The sequence below is a fragment of the Methanolobus bombayensis genome (assembly GCF_017873415.1).
Lineage (GTDB): Archaea > Halobacteriota > Methanosarcinia > Methanosarcinales > Methanosarcinaceae > Methanolobus > Methanolobus bombayensis.
On the sequence record NZ_JAGGKD010000002.1, the window covers coordinates 262,866 to 289,400 of the forward strand.

27 protein-coding genes are annotated in these 26,535 nt (G+C 36.6%); 10 read left to right on the forward strand and 17 right to left on the reverse strand.

From position 1 onward, the window contains the following. Positions 1–102: 102 nt before the first annotated feature. On the reverse strand, positions 103–3,567 hold the full coding sequence (locus J2746_RS03500; protein ID WP_209616325.1) for a nitric oxide reductase activation protein NorD: 3,465 nt from the start codon (positions 3,565–3,567) through the stop codon (positions 103–105). 212 nt (positions 3,568–3,779) lie between these two features. Here J2746_RS03500 and J2746_RS03505 point away from each other — a divergent pair, with 212 nt between their 5' ends. The 3 genes from J2746_RS03505 to J2746_RS03515 all read left to right on the forward strand — a co-directional run bounded on the left by J2746_RS03505 (position 3,780) and on the right by J2746_RS03515 (position 5,061). Beyond that, positions 3,780–4,208 (forward strand): NTF2-like N-terminal transpeptidase domain-containing protein, encoded by a 429-nt coding sequence (locus J2746_RS03505; RefSeq protein WP_209616328.1) that lies wholly within the window; start codon positions 3,780–3,782, stop codon positions 4,206–4,208. Positions 4,209–4,332: 124 nt separating this feature from the next. Continuing rightward, on the forward strand, positions 4,333–4,518 hold the full coding sequence (locus tag J2746_RS03510) for a hypothetical protein (protein ID WP_209616332.1): 186 nt from the start codon (positions 4,333–4,335) through the stop codon (positions 4,516–4,518). Between the two features lie 27 nt (positions 4,519–4,545). Then, entirely contained in the window at positions 4,546–5,061 is a 516-nt protein-coding gene (locus J2746_RS03515) for a dihydrofolate reductase family protein (protein ID WP_209616336.1), read from the forward strand. A 111-nt stretch (positions 5,062–5,172) separates the two neighbouring features. Here the strand turns inward: J2746_RS03515 and J2746_RS03520 are convergent, their stop codons facing one another. From J2746_RS03520 to J2746_RS03530, 3 genes are all read right to left on the reverse strand, one after another. Then, entirely contained in the window at positions 5,173–5,727 is a 555-nt protein-coding gene (locus J2746_RS03520) for an LbetaH domain-containing protein (RefSeq protein ID WP_209616340.1), read from the reverse strand. Between the two features lie 166 nt (positions 5,728–5,893). Beyond that, positions 5,894–6,700 carry a ribonuclease III family protein gene (locus J2746_RS03525; protein WP_209616343.1) on the reverse strand — a complete coding sequence of 269 codons (807 nt, stop codon included), beginning with the start codon at positions 6,698–6,700 and terminating at the stop codon, positions 5,894–5,896. 75 nt (positions 6,701–6,775) lie between these two features. Next, positions 6,776–7,312, reverse strand: coding sequence for a DUF2284 domain-containing protein (locus J2746_RS03530; protein ID WP_209616374.1), 537 nt, complete (start codon positions 7,310–7,312; stop codon positions 6,776–6,778). Positions 7,313–7,473: 161 nt separating this feature from the next. Here J2746_RS03530 and J2746_RS03535 point away from each other — a divergent pair, with 161 nt between their 5' ends. Continuing rightward, positions 7,474–7,941 carry a hydrolase gene (locus J2746_RS03535; protein ID WP_209616376.1) on the forward strand — a complete coding sequence of 156 codons (468 nt, stop codon included), beginning with the start codon at positions 7,474–7,476 and terminating at the stop codon, positions 7,939–7,941. Between the two features lie 391 nt (positions 7,942–8,332). Here the strand turns inward: J2746_RS03535 and J2746_RS03540 are convergent, their stop codons facing one another. From J2746_RS03540 to J2746_RS03580, 9 genes are all read right to left on the reverse strand, one after another. After that, a complete protein-coding gene (locus J2746_RS03540) occupies positions 8,333–8,968 on the reverse strand; it encodes an iron-sulfur cluster assembly scaffold protein (RefSeq protein ID WP_209616380.1) in 636 nt (211 codons plus the stop codon). A 16-nt stretch (positions 8,969–8,984) separates the two neighbouring features. Then, complete coding sequence (locus J2746_RS03545; protein ID WP_209616382.1) at positions 8,985–10,151, reverse strand: cysteine desulfurase family protein; 1,167 nt, start codon at positions 10,149–10,151, stop codon at positions 8,985–8,987. 39 nt (positions 10,152–10,190) lie between these two features. Beyond that, positions 10,191–10,610, reverse strand: coding sequence for a DsrE/DsrF/DrsH-like family protein (locus J2746_RS03550; protein ID WP_209616385.1), 420 nt, complete (start codon positions 10,608–10,610; stop codon positions 10,191–10,193). Positions 10,611–10,640: 30 nt separating this feature from the next. Then, on the reverse strand, positions 10,641–10,865 hold the full coding sequence (locus J2746_RS03555; RefSeq protein ID WP_209616389.1) for a sulfurtransferase TusA family protein: 225 nt from the start codon (positions 10,863–10,865) through the stop codon (positions 10,641–10,643). A gap of 80 nt (positions 10,866–10,945) precedes the next feature. Next, complete coding sequence (locus J2746_RS03560; RefSeq protein WP_209616392.1) at positions 10,946–11,743, reverse strand: metallophosphoesterase; 798 nt, start codon at positions 11,741–11,743, stop codon at positions 10,946–10,948. A gap of 54 nt (positions 11,744–11,797) precedes the next feature. Beyond that, positions 11,798–13,276 (reverse strand): sulfatase-like hydrolase/transferase, encoded by a 1,479-nt coding sequence (locus J2746_RS03565; RefSeq protein ID WP_209616395.1) that lies wholly within the window; start codon positions 13,274–13,276, stop codon positions 11,798–11,800. Positions 13,277–13,336: 60 nt separating this feature from the next. Continuing rightward, positions 13,337–14,518: an MFS transporter gene (locus J2746_RS03570; RefSeq protein WP_280921212.1), complete on the reverse strand. Its 1,182-nt coding sequence runs from the start codon at positions 14,516–14,518 to the stop codon at positions 13,337–13,339. 265 nt (positions 14,519–14,783) lie between these two features. Then, the gene (locus J2746_RS03575; RefSeq protein ID WP_209616403.1) at positions 14,784–15,104 is read right to left on the reverse strand and encodes a helix-turn-helix domain-containing protein; all 321 of its coding nucleotides are present in this window, start codon (positions 15,102–15,104) and stop codon (positions 14,784–14,786) included. Then, positions 15,091–15,420: a hypothetical protein gene (locus J2746_RS03580; RefSeq protein WP_209616406.1), complete on the reverse strand. Its 330-nt coding sequence runs from the start codon at positions 15,418–15,420 to the stop codon at positions 15,091–15,093. The genes J2746_RS03575 and J2746_RS03580 overlap by 14 nt, the downstream gene beginning before the upstream one ends. Before the next feature lie 185 nt (positions 15,421–15,605). Here J2746_RS03580 and J2746_RS03585 point away from each other — a divergent pair, with 185 nt between their 5' ends. The 4 genes from J2746_RS03585 (at position 15,606) to J2746_RS14945 (ending at position 17,618) form a co-directional block, all read left to right on the forward strand. Then, a complete protein-coding gene (locus tag J2746_RS03585; RefSeq protein WP_209616409.1) occupies positions 15,606–16,790 on the forward strand; it encodes a transposase in 1,185 nt (394 codons plus the stop codon). A gap of 82 nt (positions 16,791–16,872) precedes the next feature. Continuing rightward, positions 16,873–17,046 (forward strand): hypothetical protein, encoded by a 174-nt coding sequence (locus tag J2746_RS03590; RefSeq protein WP_209616412.1) that lies wholly within the window; start codon positions 16,873–16,875, stop codon positions 17,044–17,046. Between the two features lie 13 nt (positions 17,047–17,059). Beyond that, entirely contained in the window at positions 17,060–17,314 is a 255-nt protein-coding gene (locus tag J2746_RS03595) for a peptidyl-tRNA hydrolase (protein WP_209616428.1), read from the forward strand. Then, the gene (locus J2746_RS14945) at positions 17,217–17,618 is read left to right on the forward strand and encodes an ArsR family transcriptional regulator (protein ID WP_209616689.1); all 402 of its coding nucleotides are present in this window, start codon (positions 17,217–17,219) and stop codon (positions 17,616–17,618) included. Before J2746_RS03595 ends, J2746_RS14945 begins: the two co-directional genes overlap by 98 nt. Before the next feature lie 151 nt (positions 17,619–17,769). Here J2746_RS14945 and J2746_RS03605 read toward each other — a convergent pair whose 3' ends face one another. The 4 genes from J2746_RS03605 to J2746_RS03620 form a co-directional block, all read right to left on the reverse strand. Then, positions 17,770–18,123, reverse strand: a complete 354-nt coding sequence (locus tag J2746_RS03605; protein WP_209616431.1) for a hypothetical protein — start codon at positions 18,121–18,123, stop codon at positions 17,770–17,772. A 1,674-nt stretch (positions 18,124–19,797) separates the two neighbouring features. Next, positions 19,798–20,589, reverse strand: a complete 792-nt coding sequence (locus J2746_RS03610; RefSeq protein ID WP_209616435.1) for a TrmB family transcriptional regulator — start codon at positions 20,587–20,589, stop codon at positions 19,798–19,800. A gap of 45 nt (positions 20,590–20,634) precedes the next feature. Next, positions 20,635–21,699, reverse strand: coding sequence for a COG1361 S-layer family protein (locus J2746_RS03615; protein ID WP_209616438.1), 1,065 nt, complete (start codon positions 21,697–21,699; stop codon positions 20,635–20,637). Continuing rightward, positions 21,696–24,017 (reverse strand): efflux RND transporter permease subunit, encoded by a 2,322-nt coding sequence (locus J2746_RS03620; RefSeq protein WP_209616441.1) that lies wholly within the window; start codon positions 24,015–24,017, stop codon positions 21,696–21,698. The genes J2746_RS03615 and J2746_RS03620 overlap by 4 nt, the downstream gene beginning before the upstream one ends. Before the next feature lie 104 nt (positions 24,018–24,121). On the opposite strand from J2746_RS03620, the gene J2746_RS03625 reads away from it, so the two are divergent. After that, positions 24,122–24,907, forward strand: coding sequence for a TrmB family transcriptional regulator (locus tag J2746_RS03625; RefSeq protein ID WP_209616444.1), 786 nt, complete (start codon positions 24,122–24,124; stop codon positions 24,905–24,907). Between the two features lie 133 nt (positions 24,908–25,040). Next, positions 25,041–26,519, forward strand: coding sequence for a tetraether lipid synthase Tes (gene tes / locus J2746_RS03630; RefSeq protein ID WP_342451783.1), 1,479 nt, complete (start codon positions 25,041–25,043; stop codon positions 26,517–26,519). Positions 26,520–26,535 lie beyond the last annotated feature (16 nt).

A 26,535-nucleotide genomic window follows, 5' to 3' on the forward strand; every position in this document is an offset into this window, starting at 1 on the left:
TTTTCCTTTTTCACAGGTTCACCTTTTTATTTTTTGTACATGTTATTTGCAAAAAACTGTCATTACTTAGTATTATCTTGTGAAGTATGGAGCATGTTCTTATTATGTCGTGATCCTTTTGTACAGAACAGGGAGTGTTTCAGGTAGTTTCCTGGCATCATCTATTATAGTGTAACCAATGTTGGAAAAAATGTTGTCCAGATATTCTCCGGGATTTGAGTCTACTGTGATGCAGAACAAATGCATTCCCATGGCATTCACTTCCTGTATTGCTATCTTTGTATCCTCTTCCGCCAGACTTCCCTGATAGGCTCCTTCACCTTTGCATGTGTCGTAGGGTTCACCATCTGATAGCAGTATTATCATTTTTGTCTTCGCATCGACTTTTTCAAGCTTACGGATGGAATGTCGGATAGCCGGACCAAGCCGCGTATTTGATACCGGCTCCAGGATACTTATCCTCTTTGCAACAGTATCTGACATCTTTTCATCAAAACTTTTGATAACAAAATATTCAACTCCATTGCGTCTGTGACCCGAAAAAGCATTTATAGCGTATTTGTCACCAATACTTTCAAGTGCATGGATCATAATTACAAGCGCATCCTTCTCCACGTCAATTATAGTTCTTTTTCCTTCATCCAGTCTTTTGCTGGTTGAGGCACTTACATCCACAAGGAAAAGAGTTGCAACGTCCCTCTTTTGTTTATCCCATCTGACATAGGATCTGTCATCAGGATTGACACCACATTTCTTTTCGATAAGTGAATCTATAACTTTATCTATATCTATCTCTGTGCCGTCAGTTTGCTGTCTCAGTTTCAGGAAATCCACCGGTTTCATTACACTGAAAATATGCTTTATGAGCGCAATTTCATTGTGGTAACGCCTGATGGCATCCGTATAATAATACGTAGTACCTCCTGCAGGTTCTATTTCATTTACGGTACACCATCCGGATTTGTAATCATTGATAACAAAATCCCATTCATCATATCTGTAATTACCAAGTATGTTCCAGTTCTTTTCAATGGCGTAAGTTGCCTGTACTCTTTCCTCTCTCTCATTTTTATCTTGATTTTTTTCCTTTTCTTCAGAAACTTTAGTCCCGGTTTCCGGAATAAAGTTGCTGATTACATTTTCAGAAATCGTTTGATTCTGTATTCTTTTCTTTTCGCAGATATCTATACCAGCACCACGATACTCTATGTTCTTCAGCATTCTGTATTCTTTCTTTTCCAGAGGACCTGAAATTTCATCCAGTATTCTGTATATTTCAAAAGTCACATCAAGGGAATCAAGAATGGATGAATCAGAACTTAGCAGTCTGGTATTGAGAAGATGACGTACCTTATTGAGAACAGGTTTATATTTTTCCATCAATTCAAAAGCAGGTTCATTTTCTGTCGAAAGCCATAGCACCGACTCCACGAAAATTTCCAGATCTCCTGTAGCTTCAGGTCTTGGTACTAACATTTTATGCCGGATTTTTTCAAGTTCCTGGCGAATACCTCTGTATCGGTCCATTATCATGTATTCAATACGCGCATCTTCAAGAATACCAAACATGGTTGCTGCCAGAACAGTATGTGGGAACATTCCTATAATATCTTTAATATCCATATTCCGGTTATTTGTTTCAATATCTGAACCCGTCTTTTTATTACCTTGCTCCGGATATGTATATAGGTCTGATATTTTCTTTATTATCCCGGATGCTTCTTTCAGAGATATTTTAGTTGAGCTGAAAAGAACGTGTCCTATTTCATGCATAACACTCAGTTTATAGATATGGAAATTGTCATTGAAATCTCCATAGATGTCCATTTTTGGTGCCAGGTAGATAGTTCTGCCCGAAACTAAAGGATTTATATCAATACTTTCCTTCCCGATGGATAGCTCTTTGCGGGAACGGATACTAAAGCTCACACCTGCAAGCCCCAGTCCATAATAGTGAAGGATACCTGACACTTTTCTGAGATCAACCGAACCTGTGAGTTTTTCAATAAAGTCCTTTGAGCCTTTTGATCTGAGTGAAAAATACGGTCTTCCCAGTAATGTTTTCTCCTCTGAGATTAACAGTCCGTTCAATGCCCATTCTTCCAGTTCACTTATACCCAGATCAGAGAGCAGCAAAGGAGAATGTGAAAAATAGTCCACTGCAAGTCTTTTATCAAGTTCGTGTATTTTTACTCCTATTCCGGCCCATTTCTTTATCTCCGAAGTTTCCAGTTCATCGATGGCCTTTGGGAGATTCCCGATAAAAGCACTGACAAGTATTCTTTCTTTGTTGAGTAAAATTGTTGCCATTTTAAGGATCTCTTCATGTACTGAAGAAGAGCGATTTCTGAAAACAGCCAACGAGTCCCTGTAATAACCAGAACCATAAACAGAGCTCTCAGCTGAAATTTCTTCACCGATGCTTATCCATTTATTGAATCGGGTCTCATTGAGTATTCTCAAAACTTCAGGAGAATATTCAAAAAAGCTTTCAACACATTCAGGATTGATAATTGCAAGATGAATTCCTATGTCAATTAAATATGCACGTTCACTTTTTCTTGTGCGTTGAACATTCTCTTTTAGTCTTTTACAACTGCCTTGAACGAATTTCTGAAAAGCCATTCCCTTACCTGAAAGTTTATCCGAACCTTTAGCCATCCATTCCTCTATCTCTTCAATATCGATAACTTTGAGAATCTCCGGACTTTCTTTCAGAAAGGAAACTGCTGCTTTGGTATCAATTTCAGAAATTTCAAAAGCAAGACCTATCCATCTATCATAACTATTATCATCGAGAAAAGAAACAACACGGTATGCATTATCGAACAATGCCATTGAAGGAGTTTCTCCATGTTCCAGTAATATATCTATTGAAGTAAGGACTGTCCTGGTTTTAGATTCAGGAACTGATGAGAACATTTTTTTACTATTATTAAGCATATCAACGGCAAGTTTCCAGTTTTTCTGAAGCATTTTTTCAATTATCAGGCAGAAGTACCGAAGATCTTCTTGAATAAAAAGTTCTGTCAATATGGAAAGATTCTGAAAGTACGACTCTGCAACGTTTACGTTCATTGTCCCTAGCTTTTCCCCATATGAAACAAGATCTTTAAATTCTGTGTAATCAATTTCAATTAAGACATTTCCGCTGTTTTTAAAATAAGATATTGGGATTTTTTTGTTTTTCCCTTCAATAGAAAGTCCTATGGTAGTCCATATGTTAAGAAGCTTCAAGCCACCGGCTTCAATTATCACTGGAGACGAATCAATAAAATCCTCGGCACAGAATATACTAAATCTTGATACTTCAGACAGTGCAGACAACCAGCTTTCGAATTCATGATTGCTGGTATGTTTGTAGACATAGGGTGCTGATCTCAAATAGGCTAATAGAAGTCTCTTTCCTTTTTTTATAGTCCTGGTTCCCTGTTCCAGTACAGTTTTTACTTCATCATAAGAAAAGTTTTCAAAATTTGCAACTATTGTTTCTATCCTATCTTTCTGAATTTTCGGATAATAATAACTGATCAATTTTGAAATTTCATCTCTGTTTGTATTATTCATGTATGCGTGTCATCAAAAATCTTTTTCATCATACTAATCTTGGTTTTTTGACCTTATATCTTCTGTGCATGCTATTTCATATATGGCATCTCAAAGGTTAGAATCATGACTGAATTCGCCGCACGATCGGAAATTTATACAAAAAGATGCAAATACTAACAGAACATTTTTATGCAACCAATAATCCAGGTTTGATGCGGTAGATGAAAAATATGAAAAAAACAATAATGATAACAGTGGTACTGGCAGTTCTTCTGACTTGCGGATGTGCGGGTATCGGAAGCACTCCGACAAAAACAGTGGAAAACTTTGCATCAGAATTCAGCCTGGAAAATTATGATGCCTGTTATGATATGATGTCAGCAGCTTATAAAGAGGAAACTTCTCTCTCTGATTTCGTAGATATCTGTAAAGATGTAAATCCTGATAAGTATGAGTTCATAGAAGTGACCAACGAATATGTTAATGAAAATACGGCAGTAGTTGATGTACTTGTTAATGAGTCCTCTGTTAGTATTAAATTCTCACTTGAGAACTTAATTGAGGTAGAACCAGAATACAATGAGGTAACAAAAGAAATTGATCTTGTAAAACAGGAAGATGAGTGGAAACTCAAAGAATTCCCATACGTACTTACCTGAAACACATAAATTAAGATTCTGTAAAGTCGGAAGAAGTTAATTGCTATCTTCCTTTCCTGTACAGAGGACTTATTAGTGACTTTTGAATGAAACCTAAATAAAAATTAACGATAAGAAGAAATTCATGAACTCTAAAAAAGCAGTATTTTTGGATATTGCAATTTCGGTTTTTTTTGCACTTGCAATAATCATCTCAGATTTTTTACTTGAAGGTACACAATACGGTCAGATAGCAATGTACATACTTATTGCCATGTGGTTTATTCCTTTTGTGTATTTAACAACAGCAGCAGTAAAAGAAGACAAATAATTTTCTTCTTATTAATTGTAGGTTCAAATGAGAAAAGTTATCTTGCTAATAACATGTAGCTTAGACGGCTTCATAGCATCAGAAGATGGCAACGTTGACTGGCTTGTAGGGGATGAGGAATATGATTTTGATACATTCCTTGCTGCAATCGATACACTGCTCATGGGGTACAATACTTATCATCAGGTAATTGGTTTTGGAGACTGGCCATATGAAGATAAAGAATGTTATGTATTCACAAAACAGCATCTGACTTCTGAAGACAGCAACGTGATATTTTCAGATAGGCCTGTGAAGACTACTGAAAGTCTGATTCAGGAAGATGGAAAGGCCATATGGGTTGTAGGCGGTGCTTCTATAATCTCTTTACTTCTTAATAGCGGACTTATCAATGAGCTAAGAATAGTAATACAACCTATTATTCTTGGAAAAGGAATACCGCTTTTCAAGGACATTAAGGATAACATAAAACTTGATCTAAGCTCTTCACATGAATATGAGTCAGGTATCGTGGAACTTGTCTATCAGTTACATAAAGTGTAAATCTTTATTACTTGAATTTGTGTAAGAAGATTTGTTCTCAAGCTTAGTTTTAAAAAGTGAAAAAAAATAAACAGGCACAAGCCCATTTAAATCTGATTGTTCCGACAACTTTCACTTACACTCTGAATCTTGTGCCAGCTTGCAATATCCTTCCACAAGTTCAAGATTTGCATCAATGACAGATGCCTTAAACTTCTCAAGATCATGGCATATATCGTCAAGGTCTTCTACCAGCTTTTGTTCTGTGATGATCTGTCCGTCATTTACAACCTTACATGAGGGTATATCAACAGCTCTGACTGTTGAATTATGAAGAATGACCACATCTTCGCCTATATTGCAGTCAAATACGACCGCTCCAAATCCAACAAAACATCTTTCTCCTATCGTACAGGGTCCATGTATGATGCAACCATGTGCAAGTGAAGTGTTATTTTTAACATCGACTTTTGAACCCCCAAGTCCGTGTATAATTACAGCATCCTGGACATTACAATTATCTCCGATAACAATGGATGATCCGGGTTCATCAGCCCTGATTATAACATTGTGGGCCACATAAACATTCTCTCCTATTGTAACATCACCTACAATGACTGCATTTTCTGATATCCATGCTGTTTCACTTATCTTTGGATGCTGGTTCTTGGGATTTGGATAAAGCATTATTATTACCACCTTTATTTTGTGCATGATTTTTGGTTTTTACAGTTAAATGATATAGTAACTACTAACCAAAACTATATAATGATAAATAGTGATAATTTATTTATAACTATTGCCAGAACGAGTTCATTTAAACCAGTATCCGGGATGAAATATATTCCTCATTTCAATCTTCAGGTTCCTTTTCTTTCAATTTTCTCAAATAGGTGTTAGCAGTCGCTTTCTCAGCTTTTCTCTTACTGTTCCCTGAACCGATGGCAAGCAATTTATCATCCAGATAGAGTCCAACTGTGAATTGTTTTTCATGATCTGGTCCTTCCTCTTCTATCAGTCTGTAACAAGGATCACCAATTCCTTTCTGGTGGAACAATTCCTGAATCATTCCTTTTGGATTGAAAGCAGATATTCTTTCAAGGGCAGTTTCAATGTCAAAGAATCGATAAACAAATTCCTTTGCAGCAAAATAGTTTCCCACAGTTTGATCATTATTGCCAGTATTATTGCATCCGCCGTCAATGTAGATAGCACCAATAAGTGCTTCCATGATGTCGGATAGTTTTCCATCAATATTTACATGTCCTTCCGACAGAACAAAGTTTGAAATTTTGATTTTTCTGGCCACAGGCTTAAGGCTTTCATTAGAAGCCAGCACAGTCCTTATTTTAGTGGCAACTCCTTCTATTGTGAGTCCTTTTGATCTGGCATACTCATTTATGCTATTATCGTGATATGCATATTCTGCGATTATCAGTCCAAGAACAGAATCTCCAAGATATTCCAGCTTCTCGTAGTCCTTATTCTCAAGTCCGTTAATCTTCCTGAATTCACTCAGTTTTTCTTTGTCCCCACTAAAAAGTGAACCATGCAGAAGTGCCTGAATGAGGTAACTTTTGTCCTTAAATTTGAAACCTATGATCTCCTGAAACTCTTCAAGGTCATCTTTATTAACGGTCAGATTAGGATTTACTCTCACTTTTTAACCCCATTTTTCACTGTTCAAATTAAATTATTTCTGGTTCTGATTTCCAAACGTTCTTACTGTTCTTTGTTATTCCAGCAGAAGTATTCCAATACATTTAACTCTGTTAAAATTGCAGTATTCAATTTCAAGTCCTTTCTTTTCCATTAGTATGGATAGATTAATTCCCACTGCTTCAGGTGGAAAACGCCTCATTTCAGGTTTATTACATTGCTCTGCACAAGTATCACATTCATTACATGCACCTGGACGAAGCAATTGTGCATAAACAAAACCATGCCTGAAGGCCGTGTGTTCAAGTTCCAGCATTTTGTGGAAAGAACCCTTACGCAATCGTGACCATGCTTTTAATATGCCTTTTTCTCCGGAAGTATCATGTTCTTCTATGAGCAGAATAGCAGAGCTGTACTCATTGAGCACTTTCCTGAACTCATCAATTGAAATTATATGTGGCGGACAGCTCAGTCTTTTACCATAACCTCTGCATCCGTAAGCACACTTCATTCTGACCCTGTTCTCAACATCAATATCGGAGACATCAAGCATGAATGCTGAAAGGTTGAGCTCTTTTGCTTTATCAAATAGTGACTGAATTTCTTTTTTCATTTTATGGTACAAAATTGAACATGATTACTTAAAAAATAATCGCAATCCAGTTAGTTAGTAACAACTATGGATTTGTTTGAAAAAAGTTGAATTAAAATTACGTTGATTTTTTATATCTAGATATCACAAATTCAATTATCTAAACGGGGTAGTGATGTCAAATGGAAGAAGAATGCTGTCCAAAATTCGATCCCGAACCATGGGATGGAAAAGTAATCGAGTGGGATAACAAGAAATTCGTAAAAGACAAAGTGTTAACACTTTTCTATATGCCGGTCAACTTTGGCAGAGTAATGAGAAAGCTTGACAGAAAAGTCAGGGATGCAGGAGCAGGCATTATTGATAATCTCTGTCTCTCGGATCATACGTCAAAATGGAACATGGATGTATATCTGGCAGTTAACAAACAAATTCCTGACACAAAGAACGTGAATATAAGTGGTAAGTTCTTAAGCAAGGTCTATGAAGGTCCTTTCAAGGATACTAAAAAATGGTGCGATGACTTTGAAGTATATGCAAAGGAACAGGGTTATGAAATAAATAAATGGTTCATGTGGTATACTACCTGTCCGAAGTGCGCTAAAAAATATGGGGCAAATTATGTTGTAATTATAGCTGATGTTAATTAAAAAAGAAATAGATGAGCTAATTTGATAATCGTTTATAGGCAAGCTGAATTAAACAATATTTTTATATTTGAAGTACAAATGTTGTTGCGATATATATGAATAATCGACAAAGTTCATTACCAATAACAATATCGCTGTTGGGAATTGCTTTCATACTTCATTTCCTGGGAACACAATATTATTTTTTTGGCAGTCCACCCACGGGATTCAGCACAGGAACATTAGGTCTCATTATTGCATCTTTTGGAATAATAATGAGTTACTATGATATGAAAAACAACAAATAAATCTATTTATAGTGGTGATAGGTTCCAAAGATATAATCAATAATATAAAAGTCATGATTGAAATAAAAGAAAATGATGTAGAAAAGACACCATTTTCAAAATCTTTACTCGGTAAAGACAACATTAACCTCTTTTACGTCCCAGAGGGATTCGAGCTTCTCGGTAACCTCTTCTTTAATGTTTGCTGCAAACTGATGATTGGATGGCAGGTCTATAAGTATCCTGACAACACCGTCATTGATCTCCATTTTAGTGACCAGTTCAGTTCTTACAATATCAAGTCCGGCCATGGGATTCATTACATGCTTCAACCTGCTTCTGATAACATCGGGGGTGGTTGGTTCCTGCTCGCTGACAAGGCCGTGCTTTTCTTCATAATCTCTTATAGAAGCACGAAGTCCTTCGACAGCAAGAACAGAACAATGGGCTTTTACTGGTGGAAGTCCGCCAAGTTCTTCTGTAGCTTCCTGCCATGTGATTTTCTTAGCTTCTTCAATTGTCTTGCCCTTTGCAAGCTCAGTAATAATAGAAGCGGTAGCAATGTTTGAAGCACATCCATATGACTCGAATTTTATATCCTCGATCACCTGTGTATCAGGATTCACCTGCAGGTAAACAGCAACCATGTCGCCACATGCAGGACTTCCTTCCAGTCCTTTCCCATCAGGATTCTCCAGTTTTCCGACATTGCGTGGATTCTTAAAATGCTCAAGCACTTTTTCTGTATACGGGAATTTCATAATCTTACCTCACTCCTCATTTATTGTAAAGGGGACTTATTGCCCTTAACTGGCTTACTATTTCTTTAATTGCATCTACCACAGCATCCACATCATTCATGCTGTTATACCGTCCGAATGTGAATCTAATGGAACCGTGTGCTCTTTCATGGTCACCGCCAATACCAAGGATCACATGGCTGGCTTCAAGCGAACGACTGAAACATGCAGAACCGGTACTCACTGCAAATCCTCTCATATCAAGGTGCAGGGTCATGGATTCACCTTCTACATAATGGAAAGTTATGTTTGCATTCTGTGGTGTTCTCTGTTTTTTGCTTCCGTTCAGTGTTACGTGTGGAATCTCTTCGAACACTCTTTTAATAGTATAATCCCGTAGTGTTGTCAGGAACTCAGTTTCCTTATCAGTTACAAGTTCCACAGCTTTGGCAAAACCCACGGCTCCGGGAATGTTTTCCAGACCTGCACGGCGGTTTGACTCCTGGAAACCTCCGTCCATCCATTTCTCAAGTGGAGTATCTTTTCGTACATATAATGCACCAACTCCCCTTGGTCCGTGAATTGTATGAGCTGACATGGTGACCAAATCAACTGGTATTTTTGTCACGTCTATTGGAACTCTCATGTAGCTGTGTGTGGCATCAGTATGGAACAGAACGTCCTTTTCCTTGCATATCTTTGCAATTGATGCAATATCCTGAAGTGTACCTATTTCCTGGTTTCCATGTTGAATTGAAACAAGTATCGTATCATCCCGGAGTTTACTTTTGAGCTCATCAAGGTCAAGTATTCCTTCTGCATCAACACTTATGAAATCTACATCCCAGCCCTGTTTTTCAAGGTTCTTTGCTGTATTGAGTACCGGGAAATCCTCAATTTTTGAGACAATAATATGCTGACCTTTCTTTTTCTTCAGGGCTGCACATACTCCTTTTATTGCCATATTGCTTGATTCGGTATCACCTGATGTGAAAACAATTTCTTCTGAGGTGGCGCCAAGTGATTTTGCTATTATTCCCCTGGCCTCTTCCAGACCTTCTTTTGCATCAATTCCCATGGAATATCCGAATTCGGATGTTGCCACTGCATAGGTATCAAAGAAATATGGTTTCATTGCATCCAGAACTCTTTCGTCCAGACGTGTACTTGCTGAATTATCCAGATATGTCATTTCGTCTAACATGCGTCACTCCCTGGTTGTTTCTTAAAATTGCTCAGATACTTAGATAAAAAGAGTTATCTTTGCATCTTTTGCTTCCATAATATAGGTGCCAACTGCACCGTATTCGTCAATCCATTCGCTGTTCAGTTCTTCTTCTTTTATTCCCATTATCTCCATTGTCATTTCGCAGGCAATAACTTTTCCGCCAAGCTCCTTGTAATCATTCATCAGTTTTTCGAGTGAAGCAACATTGGCTTTTTTCATTCTGCTTTTGACCATCCATTTTCCAAGTCCCAGCAAATTCATCCTTGAAAGAGGGCCTTTACCAAGTCCCCCTTTTTTAAGACATTGCAGACCCCAGAATGTGAAAAAAATAGATGCTTCCATTCCCATGGAAAGTGCACCGTTTCCAAGTATCAATGCACTATAAATCTTGTCAAGGTCGCCACTATGTGCAACAATTACTGCCTTTTCCGTCATGCGTTTAACCCCCTTTATCCTGAAATAAACTTATCTTTTAATGCGAATCTTCCACTCTTTGTCATCAGTCTCATCTACTTCCACTACTTCGATCCCCATTGCTTCGCAGGCCATAGGTATCTCTTTTTTGGATGCAGGATGAGTTCCCTGTATGATTATCTCATCACCAGGGGAAGCTTTTCGGATAGCTTTGCGACATTCTACTAGAGGGACAGGACAGGTTTGTCCTCTTACGTCAATGTTTGTTTCTGTCATCTGATCTCCCCATATTCAGAATTTCAGAATATGTTCGTTTATATAATATATATTCACTAAGCATATTTAACAATTGTGAATCAAAAATAATTTCTAAGCAATGAATAACAATTACCCGTCCTCCCAAAGACAAATATTGACAATTCATTATCATTTAGCAGGGCAAAAGAAGCATTGTTAGATTTTCCAATATATTCAGGACAGGAAAAAATTGAAAGCAGTTTTCTGTCAAAGCACCAGGCATAACCCGTAAAGAGTGCAGTATGCCCGCGTATCATCAGAGATAGCTCGTTTTTATCCATAAACTCACTAAAAATATCTGCTCCGAAACATTGGGGCCTTGAACCACGGATCGATGCGCTCATACCATCACAACCGCAAGGGTCGTTCCACAAAAAAGGGAATGCTTCCTCTTTATTTATGCTTTTCAGATCAACAGGTCCGGGGATACCACCATGTACACAAAAAATAGAATCGTTGAGGACTGCAGAAATTGGCATTTCTTCAAATGTCCGGTTTGCATTCTGAAATAGTTCTTCGTCCAGTATTTCATCATAAAAACCATGAATTCTGTTCATTTCTCTGGTTTCATGATTTCCACGTAACATAATGAAAGTGTCCGGCTCTCTTAATTTCATTGTCAGAATTCGTTCAAGCACCTGAGATGAATGAGGTCCTTTGTCAACGTAATCTCCAAGAAAAATAATATGGTCACATTTCAGTGCCTTTCGGATATACAGGATGAATTCCAGTGCTTCCAGGTTTCCATGTATGTCTCCGACTATCAGTGCTTTAGATGAGCTTACACGTAATAATGCATCCTCTGAATTAAAAACATCAAAACTTTCTTCAAGGAGTCTGCATAATTCTTGTTTCATGCTATCAACCTTGTAACAGCCAGTAACAAATCTATGATCCCAGGTGCCTGAATATTACTCTTCCTTCAGAACCCTTCTTATCAATAATAATCCTGTAAGATTCACCGTTCCGATGAGAACTCCTCCTACTATATAACGAGAGTTCTGATAGGATTTATCACTTTTGGAACCCTGTTCTGATGTTGGGATATCAAGTATATAATCGGAGTTCATGATAAATGAATTTTCATAGGTAATGCTATTATCTGATGTCAGGACAAATTCCAAATCATATTCAACATCAGGTTCTAATCCCAAAAAAGCTGTGTTTTCTGTAATTTTTCCCCTGAATAATATGCTATTATTTCTGGAAAGTGTTATTTCTCCTTCATTTTGAACGTTTACTTCCAGATTGACATAATCTTTCAGTGAGATTGCTCTCCCATCTGCAAGTCTCAGTTTTCCCGGAATATTTAGCAATTCAAGAATTGTAGGGGCAATATCTTCCTGGCCAATTTTTTCATCTATTATTCCGTTATCAACATCATTTGCAGCTATTATCAGCGGGACTTTTTGTGATTCTGTCATTTTTGAATATTTATCTGATTGGTGTCCACCTTTAGAATCATTTTCAGGAAATGCCATCCCATGGTCACCGGTAAATATGAAAGCAAGATTATGCTCCTGACAGGTTTCATACAATGTATAACTGGCATTATCTATACCTTCTATACACTCGATATACCCGCTGTTCTTCTTATAGTGACCTGCACAATCAACAGCGCCGACGTTTATTGTAAGAATGTAGTTTTGTTCAGGATGCTCCATTTTCATATATTCAATGATATCTATACCGGTTTTTATTGCCCAGATATTATATTCATTGTAGCGTTCAATTGATCCTTCTGGATATTGATCTAGTTGTTCCTGTAAACCACCAGATTGAGACTGCATGACATCTACAATGTCAAAGGAAATCTTTTTGGTAGTTTCTGAAAGGAAATTCGTTTCGATTACCATTTCGGGTTCATTAATGGAATTATCGACATCATGGATGACTACATTCTGTTTGCTGCAAAAACCATAAGAATCTCCTTTTTCCATTATTGCAAAGGTCATATAGTCATAGTTATGCGCAACATCATAAAATGTCGTTCCTGAAGATCCGGTGAGTGCTGCGTCTGATTTTGAATACCCTGTGGCAAGTACTGAATGACCCCCTTCTGTGAAAGTCTGAGGTACTTTTACATCAAGTATTCTGCAATTGTTATTTGATATTTCAAGTATTCCGGGTACATCTGCTTTTTCCAGTATTGTCCCGTCTATTGCATAGGGGGTATATTCCGGGTAAATATAACATGAGCTCAGTCCATCAGCAATAAGAATCACGGCACCATGTGGAGTGTTTACCTCACCTATTTCTACAACATCGTTTGCATTTGCCTGAATTGTGAATATACACAATATTAACAAAAGTATGCAAAAAACAGATGGGAAGTAAATATTTTTGTTTATTTCAGGAATAATTCTTTTTACGTTTTTAGCATGTGCCATATGTCCTGAAAATATTGTTTCTCCATAATAAAGTTTCTATTTAGTTCTATTTTATTTTTATTATCGAACATTCTTTTGGACATTACCTCTTAATAAAAGAGTAAGGATCATAAAAATCGAGGTTACTATAAACATTGTCTGGTACCCATAATTTATTAGGTATCCTGCGATCATAGGAAGGAATGCAAGTCCCATATAAGTATAAGTAGTAAATATTCCCATTCTTAAGCCTTTATCAGTGTTCATGAAAGAAACTGCAACTGGCAAACCTATCATTCCCATGCCTGAACCAATGCCAAGAAGTGTAAAACCTGTAAAAGGGAACCAGATAGATGTGAGTATTCCCAAAGAAGCCAGAATAATTCCTGAGCTTATCATTTTTCCGTAACCAACCTTAGATCTTCCTGCAATGAGGTTGGTTGCCATGGAACTTATATAAACTATGGCTATTACAATGCCCAATTCCGGTTTACTAAGCATGTTACTGCTGTATTGTGGATAGTAGACCAGCATAACACCAGTTATTCCAAAAATGAAGAAAGTTATGAACCATGTTTTGAAGTAATCAGGGTCTAATGCGATTTTGAGTACTTTTTTTGCTTCGTTTTTAATGGATAATGTGGACTTTGTTCTACCTGTTTTTGAAAAATTATTTTTCATGATCTTATTTTCATCTTTATCAATATTACTGTATAAATTAGTTCTATGAATCCAATTCATTATAATTGCGGTGCTGAATATCAATACTGCTAATGCCGTAAAAAGTACAATTGCTCCTTTAAGTAGTCCACCTGCCAGAAAGCCCGCAGTTATTGTACCTGTTGCCAATCCTGCATTCAGGAGAAAATTGAATTCACCCAGATATTGTTTTCTTTTATTAAATTCAGCAAGTATTGCATAAGCAGGTGGGAAAAAAGCTCCGCAAGCTGCGCCTTCCAGTAGTCTTGCAAGTATCATGATGAATGTATTTTCAGTCAGGATAAGCATAATCCCAGAGAGTGTTGTGAGTGCAACAGCAAAAACGATAAGTTTCATATGATCAAAACGATCAGCAAGCAACCCAAAAGGAATCAAGGTGAGTAAAGCTCCAATGAAATAACCGGAAAAAAGCAAAGTATATGCTATGGTTCCGGATTCTACTAAAGAAGCAGATGCAATTTCCGGTAATACTGGAATTATTGAATTTGATAATCCCATAATGAGAAATACAGTGGAATAAATTAAGAAGCGCTCTTTTTTCATATAATTCCTTCAAGGATGACTATCTTCAGTACATCCGAAAGTACCTATCATTATAACTAATTTCAACTAGTTTCAAGATATAATCCCGTGAATTGCAACTTTACATATAACAGTATTTCTAAAAGCTAATTAGACTTGTTGTAATAATTGTAAAAAGATTATTGAATAAAATGTAGACTAATCTACAAAAAATCAATCCATGATTTGCCTTTGAAATACCAAATCAAGAAAAATTGATAAAAATGAATCAAGAATAGATGTATAATTAATGATAATCATGGAGGGTTTGTTGAACAATTTTTGTTTCTGGAATGAATGGAGTTGGTCTATAAAGAATCCATTTTTCTTTTTCCTTGTCAGAAAGTGCTTTAAAATGAGAAGCATACATCCAATATACTCTATTTCCTACTTCTTTTTTGTAAACATAACCTTCTTCCTCTAAAATATCCAAGTATTTCTTAACAGTTGCCCATGCAATGTCCGCTTTAGAAGATACCTGAGAAGTCGTTAATTCTCTTCCAGCCTTAAACAAAACGAACATAACTGCTATTTCATATTTGTTAAAAGACTCTTCAAGTATTGACATCTTCGACTACCTTTAATGTGATGGGAACTTCTCTGATAGTTTCAGTCGTAGTTTTTGTTTCTTCAATTATTATCTCTACTTCATCGCCTTTTCTTAAACTATAGTATTTACTGATTTCATTTGGTATGCGAATTAAAAACTGCTTCCCATCATAACTAATTTTAACTTTCTTTTTGATCTCGTTATTATTTTGCAGAATATCTGTTTCTTCGATGTGTGATTTTCTTTTTTTAAGAAATTCTGCGTTTAATTCATTGATTGGTATTCTATGGCTAGGACGCTGCGTATTTTTTAATGATCTTTTTTGATTTTCCATAGTCTCCACTCAAGCATTTTTTGCTCATAATTAAATGGCCGAAATCTTATTAATAGTTTCGTACGATACTTGATATTATATCACAAATCGTACGATTAGATTGGAGTAAGTATAAATAGCAATAAAACATTGCTAAGTTCGGTGATTCAAATGAAACTTGATAAAAAATAAGATGACATTTGAAAATGACTGAAAAAACAAAACAAAAAAAGCTAGATGATTTCTGTTTTAGCAATCATGAAAATAAAAATGTTATAGGATCAAAAATAGGACATGCTTTTAAAAGCATTATAAATCCTTCTATTTTATTTACCATGAAGCATAATTGTCTCTATTCAGATAGAGACATATTACATGTAGTAATGAGAGGAGCATTGACTAATAATTTTATAGAAAATGCTTCTGAATCATTAATATTTGATGGATATTCAAATGTTCCAAATGGAGATACTGTTCGTTATCACATCAAAAAAAATGATATAGACGAAATACTAAAAAGATTCACATTTGTTTTTGATTCTATTTTTAGGGAAGCAAAAAAACAAGGGTTACTTAATAGTAAAGTTGATCTTGCAATTGATTGGACAAGTATAAAATTTTATGGCAAACGCGATACTAAGATGGTTGTTGGAACAAAAGCTGAGAGAGGGACAACAAAAGCTTATCAATTTGCAACCGTAACTATAGTCGAAAAAAACAAAAGGTTTGTTCTAAGGGCATTACCACTTGAATCACGTGATAGTGAACATTTAAAAGCTATAGTCGAAAATCTTTTGTATTATGCTAAATCAAAAGTTCAAATTAACAGAGTTTTTTTTGATAGAGGCTTTTATTCGGTTGCTATAATCTCAACATTAAAAAAAATGGATATTCATTTTTTGATGCCTGCAAAAAAATCCAAAAATATAAAAAAATTAGCAGAAAAAGTTAAACTACCAGCAACCCGGTTATATAGGTTGAAATCGAAAAATAAAGGTACTTTAGTTAAATTGATTTTTGTAGAATCAGATAAAAGGTCAAAAAATAATAACCAAGCAAATGACGAAAAAGAAATAGGTGTATTTGCTACAAATATGTCTCTTTCATCTGATGAAATTAAAGAGTTGTACTTATTATATTCTAAAAGATGGGGTATTGAAACTAGCTATAGAATGTGCAATATATTTAGAACAAAAACAGCTGCAACAGACTATAGAATTCGTCTATTTCTTTTCCTATTTTCAATTATATTATACAATTTATGGGTTTTAATTAACGCTTGCATATTTTCAGATCCTTTCAAGCGACAAGGGAAACGTCAAATAGCAGCCATTAGTTTTCTATCTTCATTGTTAATTACAGTTGCATGCTCGCCCGCAGCAAACTTCTAGTTTATTCTATATAATTTATAAGTATAGTTTATTAAAACTCTGTTTAGTAATATCTAAATATCATAGATGTTATTTTTATTACATGGCAACTGTAAAAATACAAAAAGATGGACATAAATGTGGAAGATGTGGACATGAATGGGTACCACGTACTAAAATAAATGAAGACCCTGTGATATGTCCAAAATGTAAATCCCCTTACTGGAACAAGCCTAGAAAAAATAAGACTAAATTATCAAAAAATAAAGCTATCTAAAGAGTGAAAAAGCATGTGGGAGTACAAACAAGTTATAGTGATACCTGAAGATGTGGAATTGTCTCCCGGGAAACTTGGAGTTCAGGTTGCTCATGCATCGATAACTCCAATCCTCAAAAATCTGGACCATCTTGGTGATATTAAAGAATGGTTCGACAAGGGAACTCAGTATTTCTGTACCAGTTGCTGCAAAACACGCAAACATACTGGAAGATGCAGAACTTATACAGCGCAAGATTTATGGAAAGACCCATGTTCTGCAGCTTAACAATAAGAATATTTTCAATGCGCTTAACATATTCGCACCTATTAGAACAGTTGAAGTTGAAAAAGGTGCTACATTGCTGGAAGCACTCAAAAAAGCAGCAATTGTTGAAGTGAAAGACGTTCACGGTCAGGACAATATTGTTTCAACCAATGGTGAGGAAGGTTTCTTTGTCTATGACGTGGACGGTGTTTTCTCAGATAAGAACGTTAATGATTACGTTTTTGACAAGAGTTGCACAGTTGAGTGGAAAAAACTTGAACCTATCAGCATCTTGAAAGTTAAAGTAAATATTGCAGAAGAATAATTGTTTTGAAGAACGTTAACCCGTTCTTCCAGTATCATTTCTTGTTTTCAATCCTTGTTTTAGTGGATATTGCTTTTGAATTGCGATCACATCGAAGATTTCACACAAATAAATTAAGTGTTACGATACCGAAAACATAACATATCTATTATTATAATTCAATTTTGGCATCAAGTAAAGGGATTAGCAAAGGCTCATCTCTTGTCACGGCTTTCTTTACCTTGTCGAGTGACAAACGTTCAGTGAACCGATATCCTCTTGATTTGTCTTTTTTAGACATGTATCGGGCTTCCACAAAATGAGGTAAATAGGTCGATGCCATTCCCTCTAAACAGTTCCGAACAGTACCCACAGGGAACGGAAGAGTGGTATAGGTATCATTCGGAAGATTAATCTTTTCAAGTTCAGTATCTCTCGTCCACTCTATGCAAACATGGAGTATCTCAGAGTGGTACACATATTTAGGGATAGGATATACCTGTTCATGTATTTTGGCGAGTGCCAATAATACTATTTTTTGATTTAATGGTAGGCGTTCCATAAACCTATATCCCATATAATGTTCGCTACCATAGTCTGCAATTTCTCGGCTATACATTTCTTCATTAGACATCGGTTTGAAATCGCTATCCCTTGCCAACTTGAATCTTGATATTTTCGACACATCCATATTACCACATCCGGACATTGAGTTTCAATTTTTTATTGGCTATTGCTTTCGAATTGATCTTTTGTGTACTGTCATAAGTATCATTATGATTCAATGTTTGAGCAAGTTGTAAGTAAGATATTAGGGCAAGATGGATCAAAATCAATGTCTTTTTAGAACAATTACCTTTTTTTGATGTTCAATGTATTGAAACACACCTGTAGAGCTTTCAACATTATAATTGAATTTATTAACTGTATGAACACTGAAAAAATCAGTATTCAAGGGGATAACATACTATTGTTGGCCACAACAAAAGTCTCTTTTTCAGTAGTTGTAAAGGGAGCAAAGCATGAAGAGTGGCCAACAATAACGTGAGCGGGATAATATTTTGTTTTCGGGGTGGTTCTTAGTTGGTACCTGTATGTTATAGCAGGTTATCATCCCGCGCTACATTTCTATACGGTAACATTCGTATTTAAAAACATTCGACTTAAAACAACTAAAAAAGGGTTTTATTCAAAAAGAAACTAAAAAGTCTATAGGATACTTAAAAGAGAAAAGGTGAAATAACACCTTAATCCACATCACCATCAATCATAAAATTAACAAAACAGGATATAATGATCAGACATATTAACGGTCATATCTTCATCAAGACCGTACACCTGACTTTTTTAATCACAACACTCAAAGTTAGCGTCCTTGAATGTTTTTCCTACACATATGGAACTATGTGCAGTATGAGGGGCTTAAAAGAAATATCATCAAGATTTCAATTTGATTTTAACAACTTTTTATTCGCCGTAAGAATATCGATGTCATTACAATGAAAATCGCAATCATTTGTGACGAGGATATAGTTGTTTGTTTTACAAACATCTTGTAAAATAAGATCATTGAAATCATTATTTCCAGATTTATATTCTTGTATTAATTCTGATAAATCGATATTTGCTAATTGAGAATCTGATGATACTGTTTTCGCAAGTATTTTTTCAACATTCAGAGATATTTCTTCAGAGATGGGATCAAATACAGCACTACTGTTTCTAAATGCTTTAAATTGGTTTTGTTTAAAAGGCTTTGTAGAAATCCTCAAAATTCAAGCTATTATCCAAGTCAATAGAAATTCGATATGTAACCCTTAATAATGATTGCTATCGCAGAATTTTAGCTATAGGTGCTGATTTCGATAGGTTTTCTACAGAGTCAAATTTTGAATAAATCATTATATGGTGATAAACATTAATAATATATGATATATAATGTGATATTGGCAATTAAAAGTAAAATAAATAAAGTGATGTATGTCAAACATAGCAATATCAATTTTATTGTTATTTTATTATTGTTAAAGACTTTAGGATTCATGTGTAATCTCATGAAATAATTGCTAAATATTCATGTTATACTGAACGAGATCTTCAATCATTCTTGAACCAAATAAAGAACATTGAGATAAAATCATTGACCTGCCTCCGTTAAATCATTCGAACCTTGCTTTTTTGCCTTTATATTGCAAACCAGTCATCCAATTTCAAATGGAGTGGAAGATTCCCACTCGGTATCTACGAAATGCTTGAAGATCTGAACATGCTCTTTTCCGTTGTACCATGTGGCATTGAGGCTTATTGGAACCACATCATCATTAATAGTAATAACAAGTATCCCTTTGTTGTCAATGACCAGTATTCCACCTTTAAGAGGTTGGGTTCTTTTTCCATTGCTGTACGTACGGACCTGTACTCCAGGAAACTCCTTTACAAGATCTCCCACGTGGCTCTTTTCACGTCCTGTAAGCTTCAGTTTTACACCCATAGCAATTTTCTTATGGATAGTATCCTTGATGGCATCCATTATAGGGTAAACTTCTATCACACGAGTTAGTGAAGGATAGAAGGATGCAAAAATAATCTCCTCGGTAGCAGATTCCATCATTTGCAGTATCTTATCATTGACATTCTTCACACCGTTGATATTCCATGCAGAGTTTTCTTCTGTGTGTTCCGCATTTTCACTATAGATGTTCTCAAGCTGTTCCCTGCAAAACTTGATAGCATCTTCATAGTTAGCCTTGAGTCTGTCAATAACGATATCTGGGGATAGAGCCCTATAACGCATCGGTTTTGTATTCTGGACCTCGATTATACCTCTGTCATTTAAGCGGTCTATCACACCATAAACTGCAGAACGTGGGACACCCGAAAGAGCATGGATGTCCGCTGCATTCCTGCTTCCGTACTGCGTCAGTGCAACAAGGATCTTTGCTTCATAGGACGTGAGGCCAAACAATTGAAGAGAATCTATTAATGAATTCATCATAGTACTTACGTTATTACATCCTATTTGTTATTTTCTTCATCTCTACTCCTTTTTTCTGGACCTTAAATACAGTGGTATACTGACAATACCCACCAGGACTACAGCACCTAACATAGTAGTTCCATTCAGGCTGGATTCGGACTCACCAACATTCACCGAAGCCTTGAGATCATCGGAATACTGACTTTCATCGTGTTTGTCAGTATACTTCACTTCAGTGCTGATCGCATAGGGTTTCACTGTAGCATCATCTGCCACATTAACCTCGAAAGTTGCAGTCTTTGAATCTCCGGGGTACATGTCACCAAGATATGCTTCGTCATCGCTGGTTGTGAATGGATCCACAACACTTATCCTTGCAATACAGTCGTATGCAACATCATCTCCAATGTTCGCATAGGTTATGTTGATGGTTTCCTTATCACCCTTCTGAAGACCAGATTCTGTCTTTATCACCTTGAAATATGGTTCCTCCTCTACAAAAATATCAAGGTACATTGTCTGGTTCATTTCTTCATGCCAGTAGTATGTGTCACCGTAGGGAGGAGTTACAGCAGAATCTTTTTGGTACCTGTATTTCACATTGAGTTTCAATCTGTAAGTACCAGCTTCTGCATTGTCATATACCTCTATAGGGAATTCGGCAGGTGATTCTAAGGATTTACCTGAACTAATTGAACCCAGAAGCAGGGTATCAAGTTTTATGTCTATGGGAGTATCCGGGTCTACAAGTGAAAGTGTTGCTGTTATATCCTCAGCTTTTGTAATGGCTCTGTCAGAAGCGAGTTCACTTGCCATGTAAGTCCTGGTAAGTGTCTCACCAATCTGTCCATCTCTGAAATCATCCTCAATCTCATCCTCATCGGCTTCAAGTCCTGTGATCTGACCATCGTTCATGATGTTCACGTACAGGACAGCATCTTCACCTCTCTCAAATACATCATCGCAGGCGAGGTTTGCTACTAGATGAGGGGAACCGTAAAGATCGTAGTAATCACTTGCTATTTCTGAAATAACGTCTTCATCTATGCTTGCAGACGCACTATGCATACAACTTAGCACCAAGAGTGCTATCGTGAGCATCTTTACATTTTTAAGGGATATCATACATTCACCTTGCTATATTTTGTATTTTTGTTCTCTAATTTATCTGAAGATTGGTGTTTTATTCTCCACCTATCAAGGTTTACCATGATGGGTGGCAGCACAATAACTGTGCTCAACAAGGAAAATGCAACAGCTATCACTGTAACTTTTCCAAAATCACTTATCATTGGGAACGAGGATACAATAAGGGCTGAGAAGCCAAATATGACAGTAGAACCTGATGCAATGATAGCCGGACCAACTGAAGATGCAGCCTTTTCCATTGCATCATATGGTTCCATGCCTTTTTCACGTTCCTCAAAGTAACGTTCAAGCATCAATATTGTGAATTCTGCTCCAATGCCTATTGCAAGAGCACCAAGAGTGGCAGTCAGCGGATTGTATGGCATGTCAAGGAGATACATCACTCCCCCTATCCAGCCTGTTACCATTACAATTGGTAATATTGTGGATACAGCCTTCAGCCAGTCCCTGTAGATCACAAGCATTCCCAAGAAGATAATTACCATCCCAAGATAACCCATAGTTGTCCTGCCGGATGTCAGGGCATCTATAATGGAATTTGTCATTACCTTTGAACCTGTGACAGTTACCGTAGTACCTGCTGGAGGATCATACCATTCCATGTCACTTTTGACAAGGTCAATGGCTGTTGTGATTTGCTCAGAAGGAAGGTCACTCTCAAGTTTCAGGTTTATTACAGCAAGATTGCTTCCTTCGATGTACTGATCCGTTACAACCGAGGACATGCTATCAGTGACAGAAGTAATGGTATCCTTATCTGAGGGAATCGAACCATGACTTGATTCGATCAGGGAGGCAATGCTGCTTGAACCTGTTATATAGCTATTGCTTTCTTCTTCTCTTTCAGAAAAATCTAACATCCATTGCAGCAGGTCTGGATCAAGGACATCATCTGTTCTGACAATAATGTTTATCTGATCAATTCCACCCACCACTGTTGTTAGTTTATTCAGATTCTGCAAAGCCCGCATGTCCTGTGGTACAAAATCCTTTGTCTCGGTCTGAACACCTACATGTTCATCAGCATACAATCCTCCCGCTGCAAGAACAGATGCCAGCACAATGATGATCAAAGGTCTTTTTGCAGAGAACATGGCAACATGGGAAAGTACTTTCCCAATAGCTGTTTCCTTTTGTTCTGCTTTTTTTACAGAAGCCTGTCTTGCAGGATACCTGCGTTTCTTTTTCTCTTCTCGTCTGTCAAGTAGGTATAAGATGGATACAAGAACAAACATTGAAGCAATGTAACAGAGTAGCACACCCACAAGACTCATTTTGCCGAAATCCTGTATCATAGGAACCGGGGATATTAAAAGAGCGATAAAACCCAGACATGTGGCTACAACAGCACTCCCAACAGCAGGACCAGTATGTGTGATTGTATCAATAATGGCTTCTTCGACACTCTCACCTTTTGCAAGTTCTTCTTCCACACGGTTATGGAACTGAATTGCATAGTCGGCACCAAGTCCGATAAGAATTGGGAATACTGCCATGGATGCCATCGTCATGGGTATGTTCAGATAACCCATTGCACCAAAAGTCCATATCAAACCTATAAGAACTACAGGCAATGGCATCAGACACCACCTGACATGTCTGAATACCATAAGCAATGCAAAGATCATCAGGACAAATGCAAGGATAAGCATTGTTTGGAGACTTGAGCTCATCTCTTCGGACATCGCAATCATAAAAGCAGGTTCACCTGTTGCAACAGCATTTGTGCCTGTGGGAAAATCAACCACTTCAATTGTTCTCTCTACCCGCGTAAGCACTCTTTCCTTGTTGTCTTCATCTATGTTTCCCGGCAACTGCACCATAATAATAGTATGCGTGTTGTCAGGCATCAACTGGTCAACATAAGCAGAAGGCAGTAAATCAATTATTGACAGAATGGAATCGTAATTATTGGGTATTTCAGAATGGCCGGTGACGGAATATGCAGTATTCTTAATCAGTGATGCCATACTGATAACATTCTCTACATCCTTATCTCGGGCTATCAGCGTATCAAAATCATCAATTGCTTCGATGACTTCAGATTCCCTTACATCATCAGAATCGATGAGCACCATTATAACTTCGTTTCCAAAATTCTGCTTGTAGATATGATCATAGTTCTGATAGAGGTCAGAGTCTTTTTCTACAAAAGTGTCTGTTCCACTTTTATGTTCTATCAAGCCTGCTCCTTGAAATGCAATCAGCATCATGAGAATCGCAACGATAATTATTCCCAGAGGCCATTTCTCAATCACAGCTCCAATTTGTTCAAATATTTTTTTTGCAGACATGATATCTGTTAGTAATAGAATACTAACAATATGAATAGTTATTTAATACTAGTTTATTGTTGTACCGAAGATAGTAAATAGAAGATACTTATATCAATGTTATTATGCAATTGTTAATAGAATCTCTGCAACAATTAGGTTTGACAGCCTATGAAGCCAAAATTCTGGCAGCACTAACGCAGTACGGAAGCAGGAATGCAGCTGACCTCCATACTCTTTCGGGTGTCCCACGTTCTGCTGTGTATGGTGTAATAGACAAACTTAAAAACAGAGGGTTAATCGAGATTCAGAACTCCAAACCAATGAGATATAAAGCACAGGAACCCGAAAGAATAATCACTCTGTTGACAAAAGATTACGCGGTTGCTGTGGATTTTTCCCTGGAACAACTTGAAAATATCTATCAAAAACAGGAAGGGACTTTAGAAGATAACTCGGCATGGAATATTAATGGTGTGAAGAATGTCACTGACAAGATACTTCAAATGCTTGAATCATCCAATAAAGAGATTCTTTTTTCTTCGTCATACGTTCCATTGAACCAAATTGTTGCTGTTTATCCTATTATGGGCAGTATTTGGAAAGAGATTCGTGAAAAAATCAGTGAGGGCGTGAAGGTTAAAATAACTGTCAATGATAAAATTTATGCAGATGAAATTGCCACAGAGTTGCCCGGTGCTGAAGTCAAAGTGTATAATAAAAAGAACAATTCTAGTCCTCTAATGGGTGGTATCCTTTCTGTTGATGAGAAAGAACTTCTTGTAGTCACTGTCAATGATGAAATATTTCCTCCTAACCTCAATGCTACATGGTACTGTGGGAAAGAGCATGTTCGTGTTTTCAGGCATTTCATTGATGCAGAGTGGAATCAATCTGCATCAATAGAATAGTCTCGTATCCATAGCAGATAAAAGTAATAAAAATGGTGAGCAAATGACTAGCAAATGCACAACAGACTGCAATTTGAGTATAAATGTAGTTTCAAAAAATAGCGAAACGGATGAGCTAAATAAAAAACAAAGGTTGCACATAAAAAATACAATCTCACTTTGTCCGGAATGCTTGGACAAAATTCCTGCTGAAATTTTCACAGAAGATGGCAGCGTTTACCTTTCCAAGTATTGTTCTAATCATGGTACTTTCCAAGATATCTATTGGTCTGATTTTGAACTTTATAATAAGTTCTGTCAATCTCATGTAGTAGGCACAGGTGTTTTAAATCCTGCAATAAAGAGCGAGAATCATCTTCTTGATTGTGGATTATGTGAAAAACATACAACCAGCACTATTCTGGCAAACATTGATGTAACAAATAGATGTAATCTTAACTGTCCTGTATGTTTTGCGAATGCAAAAAGAAGTGGATTCATTTATGAGCCAAATGAAGAACAGATTCAGAATATGCTACTTATGCTTAGGAATCAGAAACCTGTTCCATGCTGTGCGGTCCAATTTTCTGGTGGTGAACCAACTGTACGTGATGATTTGCCAGAGCTAATATCAATGGCAAAAGACCTTGATTTTTTACATATTCAAATTGCCACTAATGGAGTAAGAATTGCAAAGGATGTAGAATTTGCACATAAATTAAGGACAGCTGGTCTTCAGACTGTCTATTTGTCATTTGATGGTATAGGAGAAGAACCCTATCACATTACACGTGGTTTTAATGCCTTTCCATTGAAAAATGCTGCAATAAACAACTGTCGTACTGCAGGAATTGCGAGCATTGTGTTGGTACCAACTCTTATAAAAGAAGTAAATGATCATCAAGTTGGAAATATAATCAATTTTGCTTCAGAAAGGCTTGATGTTATCAAAGGCGTCAATTTCCAACCAGTTGCTTTCACAGGTCGCATTGATCAGACAGAAAGAGAGAAAAAAAGAATTACAATTCCAGATTTTTTATTAATGACTGAAGAACAAACAAATGGGACTATCTGCAGGGATGATTGGTTCTCTGTACCACAATCAACGTCAATATCCAGATTCATAGCAGCCATGTTGAACAAACAAGTTCTACAATTCACAATACATCCTCACTGTGGAACTGTTACATATATTTTCAAAGATGGAGATAAGCTAATTCCTATTACTCGTTTTGTGGATGTAGACGGTTTGTTTGAATATCTAGATGAGATATCCCCTCAGATAAGTAATACGAATTTTCAGATAAAAAAAGCAGGTCTTACTAGTAAAGCCCTTCACAAAATATCCAGTTTCATCGATCAGAAAACTGCTCCACAGTCTATCAATGTCACGAAAATGATAATGGATTTTTTCAATAAAGGTACAGGAGAAGCTTTAAAGCCCTTCCACAGGAATAGTTTGTTCCTTGGATCAATGCATTTTCAAGATCCCTATAATTTTGATATCGAGAGGGTGCAGAGGTGTGGAATACACTACGCTACACCAGATGGACGTGTGATTCCATTCTGTGCATATAATACAATCCATCGACAGGAAGTAGAGGCAAAATTCTCAAAACCGTTTTACTCATAGACATTTACTGTCCCCA